Annotated in this window: 6 protein-coding genes and 1 pseudogene; 3 read left to right on the top strand and 4 right to left on the bottom strand. The window is 70.7% G+C overall.

The features are described 5' to 3' along the window. The first annotated feature begins 348 nt into the window (after window positions 1-348). Window positions 349-801, top strand: coding sequence for an ATP-binding protein (locus ACWGIU_RS23205; RefSeq protein WP_453708664.1), 453 nt, complete (start codon window positions 349-351; stop codon window positions 799-801). A 643-nt stretch (window positions 802-1,444) separates the two neighbouring features. On the opposite strand, the gene ACWGIU_RS23200 is transcribed toward ACWGIU_RS23205, so the two are convergent. Next, a complete protein-coding gene (locus tag ACWGIU_RS23200; RefSeq protein WP_453708662.1) occupies window positions 1,445-3,088 on the bottom strand; it encodes a CocE/NonD family hydrolase in 1,644 nt (547 codons plus the stop codon). A 176-nt stretch (window positions 3,089-3,264) separates the two neighbouring features. Here ACWGIU_RS23200 and ACWGIU_RS23195 point away from each other — a divergent pair, with 176 nt between their 5' ends. Together ACWGIU_RS23195 and ACWGIU_RS23190 are read left to right on the top strand one after the other, a co-directional pair. After that, a complete protein-coding gene (locus ACWGIU_RS23195) occupies window positions 3,265-3,981 on the top strand; it encodes a TetR/AcrR family transcriptional regulator (RefSeq protein ID WP_453708660.1) in 717 nt (238 codons plus the stop codon). Between the two features lie 207 nt (window positions 3,982-4,188). Beyond that, window positions 4,189-4,311 (top strand): annotated as a pseudogene (locus ACWGIU_RS23190) (phosphotyrosine protein phosphatase); the annotation flags it as partial. A 196-nt stretch (window positions 4,312-4,507) separates the two neighbouring features. Here the strand turns inward: ACWGIU_RS23190 and ACWGIU_RS23185 are convergent. The 3 genes from ACWGIU_RS23185 to ACWGIU_RS23175 all read right to left on the bottom strand — a co-directional run bounded on the left by ACWGIU_RS23185 (window position 4,508) and on the right by ACWGIU_RS23175 (window position 7,334). Then, on the bottom strand, window positions 4,508-5,020 hold the full coding sequence (locus tag ACWGIU_RS23185; protein ID WP_453708658.1) for an EF-hand domain-containing protein: 513 nt from the start codon (window positions 5,018-5,020) through the stop codon (window positions 4,508-4,510). 298 nt (window positions 5,021-5,318) lie between these two features. Further along, window positions 5,319-5,567: a hypothetical protein gene (locus tag ACWGIU_RS23180; RefSeq protein WP_453708656.1), complete on the bottom strand. Its 249-nt coding sequence runs from the start codon at window positions 5,565-5,567 to the stop codon at window positions 5,319-5,321. Between the two features lie 678 nt (window positions 5,568-6,245). Beyond that, window positions 6,246-7,334: a sugar ABC transporter substrate-binding protein gene (locus ACWGIU_RS23175; protein ID WP_453708654.1), complete on the bottom strand. Its 1,089-nt coding sequence runs from the start codon at window positions 7,332-7,334 to the stop codon at window positions 6,246-6,248. Between the last annotated feature and the right edge of the window lie 331 nt (window positions 7,335-7,665).

Below are 7,665 nucleotides of genomic sequence, written 5' to 3'. Positions count from 1 at the left end.
CGCCGGGGCTTCCGCCGCTTGCGGGGCTTCGGTGGGCGTCCGCGCCGGATGAACCGCTGAGGGAGGCGAAGGGATGTCGAAGGAGAGGGAGCCGGGCGGCACACATCAGGGGTTTCGGGTTTCGGAGGCCTGATAGCGGCCACACGCGCAGGGGGAACGAAGACGAGGGAAGGAGCAGCCCTGTGACGACGATGGTCCTGCTGATCGCGCCGATGGCGTTGGCCCTGCTGCTCGTGCACCGCAGGGGCGGGCGCCGTGCCCGGCACCGGGCGAGCCGGTTCTGACGAGCGACACGGCCCCTCCGGTCCGGCGTCACACGAGAGAGCGAGCGAGGTGAACGCGGTGTCCATGCGTGCCAAGGGGTGGGCCACTTCCTTTCCCGTACACCGAGGGGTTCGCGAGGCCCGCCGATGGACCGCCGAACGCCTGGACTCCCTGCAGTGGACGACGGACGCCCCCGACACGGCGCACTCCGTCCTGCTGACGGTGTCGGAGCTCGTCACCAACGCGCACGTCCACGCCCACAGCGACGCCGGGCTGGTGCTCACCTGGGACGGCCGGTGCCTGCACGTCAGCGTCGCCGACGGCGACCCGTACCTGCCGGCCCCGCGCGACGCCTCGCGCGAAGCGACTTCCGGACGCGGACTCGCCATCATCGACGCCCTCGCCGATGCCTGGGACGCCCATTCCTTCCACGGCGGCAAGACCATCACGGCGTGTTTCCATCCCGGGGCGACACCCGCTCCGCACACCCCGGGGAGTCGCTCAAGGCCCCACGCCGGCGAATCCCCCGACGCGTGACGGCGGGTTCCCCCGCGGTGGCGTGGGTTCCGGACGCGGCTCCAGGGTCCCTGGGGGGTCGTGCCCACGTACGTCTGCCGGCCGATTCATGGTGCGGGCGGGATGCACATCCATGGTCCCGGTAGTCTCGACGACCCCAGATCAGCCACTGCGAAACGCGAGCCCGTTGTGTCCGTACGTGAGAGTTTCGAGAACTTCACAAGCCTCTTCAAGCGCACGTCCAGGACCGCTGAAGGCGCATCATTCGCAGCGGAACAGCCCTGCCGGTGTTCTCCTGGCTGGCCTGGTCTGGAGACGACAGCGAACGGCTACATGCTCCCCGCCGAAGCTTCCAGCCACTACAGCCTCCTGACCAATCCCGACCTGGGGCCATTCGTCGCACGCTGCACCGGTTGCCAGGCTCGATACCCCCACCCCTGGGTGATCCCGCCGGGCGCACCCATGCCCTTCGCCTGGGCCCAGGACTGACGAGGCAGGCCCGTGGAGTCGCTCGGATGCGCAGTCGGCGCCTGGCAATTCCAGCCGGTGCCGCGCGGCGCTGCGCCATCCGCACGCGCGCACACCGCCCGGAAAGCCTGGGCGCGCGGACGGCCTGCCGACCGTCGTAGGCCGACCAGGGCGTGACACCGCACCGTGGTGACGCTCAAGGTCTCGCTTGCCGGCCGTTCCCCAGAGGGCTGAGCCCGGAACTGTGGGCAAGCGCCCCGAGCGTCAGCGCCGAGTCCGCATGGACCGTGATGCGCACCGGAGTGAAGGTGGTGGCGTCCACCGGCGACTCCCCGGTGCCGGGATTGCGGGCGTACCGCGGATGGGCGCCTCCGCTGATCTGCCAGCGTATGCGGTGACCGACGGCGAAGCGGTGGGCGGTGTGACTCATCGGCACGGTGATCTGCGACGGCTCCTGCCGGTCCGTCCGAAGCCGGCCCAGCCCGTCGCAGATGTTGACGGAGCGGCCTTGCGTGTCGACATCGCACAGGCGGGTGAACACGTCGGCGTGGCCGGTGTCCGTGGAAACGCTCAGCCGTCCGGAGACCGGGCCGAGGATGGTCAGGGGCTCGGTCAGCGGGGGGCCGGTGAAGGTCAGTACGTCGTCCCGGATCTCCAGGGTGCTGTTGTCGCGAGGCCCGGCTGTACGGGAGAGCAATGGGCCGCCGAGAGAGGGGGTGGGGTCGCTCGGGTCGTAGCGGAACGACATCAGCGGTGCGGATTCCGTGGGAGCCGTCCGGGTGAGATGGCCCTGCGCGGTGGGAAACCACGAGCCGACGACCGTGGCCGGCGGCCAGTCGTCGATGTCCCGCCACTCGTCTTCGCCGCCGACGTGCACGCGCACCCGTGTGGGACGGAGGCCGGAGGGATCGCCGTACAGGTGCGCGCGCAGCCAGGCGAGACTCTCGGCGAACACCTCGGGCCACCCCTGCTGCAGCGCGGACGTGTGGGTCCAGGGGCCGACGAGCAAGGCGGTCTCGCATCCGGCCTCACGTAGTCGGCGGTACTGCTCGAAAGTCTGGTCGCCCAGCACATCGTGCCATCCGGTGATCAAACCGGTCGGCACGTTCAGCCGCTCCGCCACCGCTGCCAACGACGCACCGCGCCAGTACGCGTCCTCGGCATCCGGGTGCGACATCACGTCGTCCAGCCAAGGCACATCGCCCCCGAGGGCGGACACGTGCGCCCCGCGCAGCGGCTGCGCGGTGGTGACATCACGCAGGCGCCGCTGCAGACGCAGGGTCGCCTTCAGAAACGGTGCCATCCCCTGGTGCTGGTACGTCATGCCGACGCCGACGGCGAGGGCGTTCTCCAGGCGGAGGGCACCCTGTGCGTGGAACAGGGCGTGCGGATCGTGCAGTCCGACCTGCACCACCATCGCCTTCAGCTCCGGTGGGGGTTCCGCGGCGAGGGCCCACTGCACGTACCCCAGATAGCTGGGGCCGACGGTGCCCAGCGTTCCGTCGAACCAGGGTTGATCGCGCAGCCAGGACACGGTGGCCCGGCCGTCGGCGGCCTCGTTGCGCCAAAGATCGAACTCGCCGCCGGAACCACCGGTGCCGCGACAGCTCTGCAGCACCACGTGGAAGCCCTGTTCGGCGAAGAGCACGCCGTACATGGGAGACCACGGCAGCCCCCTGCCGTACGGCGAGCGCACCAAGAGGGTGGGGAAGGCGCCTTCGGCGCGTGGGAAGTAGTGGTCCGTGATCAGCGGGCTGCCGTCGGCGCCCGGCACCGGCAGCCCCGGCTCCCACCCGACATCGTGCCGCTTGGCCGGGAGGCCGCGCCAGGTCGCCCTCATGATCCGTGAAGCCAGGGGCGGCTTACGGGAAGGCGGTGCCCATGTCTGCCTCGTCGCAGGACCGTTCAAGTGTGCTGCCATCGTCCCCTCCTCTTTATTCGTACGATGTACGAGAATAAACCATGCTTGGATGAAGCCCGCAAGGGCCGCCTCGATCGACGGAGGGAGTGGGCACGATGCCGCGTGCGAGAAAGGCCGGCACCCCAGGCGTCGACCCCGAGCAGCTCTGGCTGAGCTCCGCCAAGCCCCGTAGGGGCCGAAAGCCGACCTACAGCCGAGAGGCGATCACGGCGGTGGCCGTCGCCTTGGCGGACGCGGAGGGGCTCGAAGCGGTCACCATGCGGAGAGTCGCCGCAGAGGTCGGAGCCGGCGCCATGTCGCTGTACAGCTACGCCCCCGACAAGGAGACGTTGCTGGAACTGATGGTCGACCACGTCAGCGGCGAACTGCCGACCACGAGCACGCCCACCGGCGACTGGCGTGCCGAGTTGAAAGCCATCGCCCACCTCCAGCGCGCCCACATGCTGCGACACCCCTGGTTGCCCGCCGCTCTCGCCGCCCGCCGCATCCCTGGCCCCAACACCCTGGCGTTCCTGGAACGCGCGCTGGCCGCCCTGCGGCCCACCAGGCTGGACGGTGCGGCGAAGCTGGAGGTCTTCGCCCAACTCACCGCATTCGTGGCCGGGCACGTCACCCATGAGATTGCGGGGGCCGCAGCCTCGCAGTCCCCCGACCGAGTCGCAGCCGAAGCCCGCTACCTCGCCGCTGTCGCCGCGGACGGCCGCCACCCAGAACTTGCCGAAGCCCTCGCCGCCCCGGGCCGCCCCCTCACCCCTGAAGCCACCTTCACCCGGTTTCTCAACCGCCTGATCGACGGCCTGGACACCGGCTGATCCCGCTCCGCCGCACCGTGCGCGTTCTCATTGGTCCACCGCCCGACCCAACGGTGCCGGTCGCCACCCGCTGCACCGGCAGTGAACCGCAGGTACCGGCAACCACGCCGCCGGGTCCTGGTCCGACCTCTGGCGGTTCGAGCGGGCCGTGACACCGACGAGGGTCACGTCCGAGCCCAGGTCGTGGGCGTACCGGCGACACCGCCCTTCCTCGGCAGGCAGCTCGAAGATCCGGCCGGCCAGGGCGTCGAGGCCGTCCGCCCCATCCGCGACGAGATCAAGGGCCTCATCGAGGGCCTTGTCACCGAGATCGACGCCAAGAAGGGCTGATCCCCTGGCCACCCGCGGACAGGCGCCCCCGTCGGCGCGCCCGCGCAGGTCAGGTGGTCCCTGCTCCGCCTCCTACGCGGTGGCGCTGCCGGGGGCCCCGGCCCTGGCAAGGACCTGCCGACTCGCCTGCTGTCGGCCCTCTGTCGCGCACGTCGCGCGGGTGCCTTGCGCGGGAAAGCCGCCGGTCCTCACGTCGTCAGCGACCGGCCTCCGCGTGGAGGGCCCGCGCCATGGAAGAGGATCCATCAGTGACGAAGGAACGGATCTGTGCCAGGTAGGCGTCCCGATCGATTCGGCCGTCACCGTCCTCGTCCAGCGCGTCGAAGGCCGCACCGGCGTTGTCGGCGGAGTTGCCCAGGGAGTGGCGCAGCCGGGTGAACTCCGCCCGGTCGAGATGCCCGTCGCCATCGGCGTCGGCGAGGTCGAACAGTGATCCCAGGGCCGGCCTGCACACCTCGTCGAAGGCCTTTCCGCCCGCCCAGGCCTCGTACTCCGTGAAGGTCACGCGGCCGTCCAGGTTCGCGTCCATCGACGCGAACACCCTCGCGTGGGCGATGCGCGCCAAGGACAGGAGCGGGTCGTCGCCGGCCCGGCCAAGGGCCGCTGCCGCGCGTTCGGGCCGGGCGAGGTACTCCTGGCGGGAGATGACCCCGTCACCGTCGACGTCCAGCATCGAGAAGATGTGCCGCTTGGCCGTGATGGTGTCCACCCGGACCTCTTTCCTGAGCGAAGCCGGGGGAACAGCGGGCACCGCTCCCCCTCCGGAAACGATCAACCCGGCAGGAGGTCACCCCGTCACCTGGTCCCCACCGTCGGCACTCGTGCCCGAGGCGCTGCTGGAGCGCGATCTCTGCCAGGAGGGCGGCCGACGGCTCGGGCACCGGTACCGCGTTGTCGCGCACGAGGGACAGGTACGCGGTCCGGTCCGCGAGCGGTCGGGACCACTCCCGACGTCGGAGTGCGGCCTTCGGCCCTGGGAGCACGTCCGTCGACCGCACCTCCCACGATCAATCGCCCGCATCCCCGATCCCGGGCGCCTGCCTTCCCGGTGGGGTACGTACGCCGTCGCGGAACGCATCGAGCCCCGCATCAAAGGCGATTCCAGAGCTGACGAACAACGCCGACTCGTCGGGTGCCACGTAGATCTTGCCCCCGCCGCGCACGGCGTGGACGAGGCAGACACCGAGTCCGTCCGGCAGTTCCACGATGTTCAGGACCGGGTCGATCGTGACCGTTGCGAACAGACTGCGCCCCACCGCGACGAGCCGACCGGTACCACCAGGCACCTCTGCCGGGCCACCGGCGGCCACATCCCCGTGCCGGAGCCGCCCCATCAGGTCATCTGCCGGTTATCACGGCCGCCTTGGGGCCGACGAGCCGGGAAAGTCTCGTAGAGCACCGCGAGCGCGCCCGCCGGCGGGGCCGTGGCGGACGATGTGAAGCGGGCGGTCATGGGGTCCACGGGGGGTACCTCCTGGGTGGCGTGAGCGAGGAAAACCCGCTACGCGGGTCCTGGCCGGAACGCATAAGGTGTGCCTACCGCGGTGGGGGGACTGTAGCGCAGAGGTAGACGCGCCCTCTTGTCAGGAGGGGATGACGCCGGTTCGAATCCGGCCTGCTCCCCCACCGCGCGTACCGCAACGGCCGACGCCGGGACGGATCCCGGACCCCATGGAGACCGCGCCTTCCGGCCCGCAGCCCGGGGCGCAACGCGCTCGCACCGACGCCCGCCTTGGCCGGTTCGGGCGGACGCGGCCGTAGTGCGTCCGTCGCGGTGTCGGACGGGTACAGGGCGCGTAGGTCGGCGGACATCGTCTGGCGGCCGGCCGGGCGGGTGCAGTCGTCGACGGCGCTCTGCCCGAGCCGTTCGTCCAGGCCGGGCCGGTGGCGGGGCTCGTCCGTCAGCCGGGACGGAGCCCCGCCCGCCTGCCGCCCTATTCCAGGCCGATCCCGTCGCATGTGGCCTTGAGGGCCTCGGTGCAGATCTCCTCGGCGGTGTAGACGTTGTCGAGGACCAGGGTGCTCCTGATGTTGTCGCGGGTCACGGCCACGCCGAGGATGAGGACTGCGGGGACGCGCTTGGTGGTGGGGCTGCTGACCACCTGGTTGATGATTCCGTCGATCTTCTCGCCCTGGGCGAGGAGGACGGCGAGTTCGGCTCCGGCCTCGGCCTCGCGGGAGTAGGGCTTGTAGACGCTCATGAACTGCTCGCCCGCCACTATGCGCTGCACGGCGGCGAGCTCGGTGTCCTGACCTGTGACCGGCGGCAGGGGGGAGACACCGGCGGCCTTGAGGGCGGAGATGATGCCGCCCGCCATGCCGTCGTTGGCGGAGTAGACGCCGACGATCTTGTCCTTGCCGAGTGCGGAGATCGCCGCCGTCATGTTGGCGTTCGCGTTCTCCCGCTTCCACTCGGCGGTGTCGTACTCCTTGCCGACGTTCACCTTGCCGTCGAGGACGGTGCGGGCGCCGGCCTTGTAGCGGGCGGCGTTGGGGTCGGTGAGGGCGCCGTGCATCATGACTATCTTCCCGTTTCTGGCTCTGTCGCCCAGGGAATCCAGCAGGGTCTTGCCCTGGAGGCGGCCGATGTCCTCGTTGTCGAAGGAGACGTACGCATCGACCGGGCCCTCGGCCAGACGGTCGTAGGCGACGACCGGGATGCCCGCCGCCTTGGCCTTCGTCACCGCGCCGGCGATCGCCTTGGAGTCCACCGCGTCGACGACCAGGACATCGACCTTGCTCTCGATCATCGCGTCGGCCTGGGCGTTCTGCTTGGCCGCGTCTCCCATCGCGTTGGCGTAGACCACCTTCCCCTTGCCGAGGGTCAGCAGGGCGACCTTCTTCTCCATCAGCGGCTTGTCGAACTTCTCGTACCGCGCGGTCTCGTTCTCGGGGAGCAGCAGGCCGATCGTGACCCTGTTGCTGCCGCTCGCGTTGCCCTCCTCGGTGGTGCCGCAGGCGGCGAGGGTGGCGGTGAGCGCCAGCGCGGTCAGAGCAGTGGGGGTGCGCAGATACGGGTTCATGGGGTGGGACCTCCCTGACGGGGCCGTGTTCCTACGGCCGAGGTGGCGGAACGCCGTGCCCTTTCCGCTGAGCCGGAGGGTACCGCCCGCGCGCTGAGCTGCTGCGGTCGCTCCCGACCGGGCCGCGATCACCGCCGGCGCCGCCCTCCTGCATCCCCTTCTCGACGCCCCCGACCCGGCGATCCGCATCCATGCCGCCTGCCCACCGGCCACCGCAGCCGACCCCGATCGCGCGTTCAGCGCCGCACGCCACCGGTCGAGGAGCTTGCGTGTCAGCGGAAGCCGCCCTCGTGAAGGCGCGCCGCCGTGACGGGACTGGGTGATGTGGGAG

Source organism: Streptomyces sp. NPDC054840, from assembly GCF_053611065.1.
Note: the sequence above shows the minus strand (reverse complement) of the source record. Positions and strands in the feature narration are given on the sequence as shown.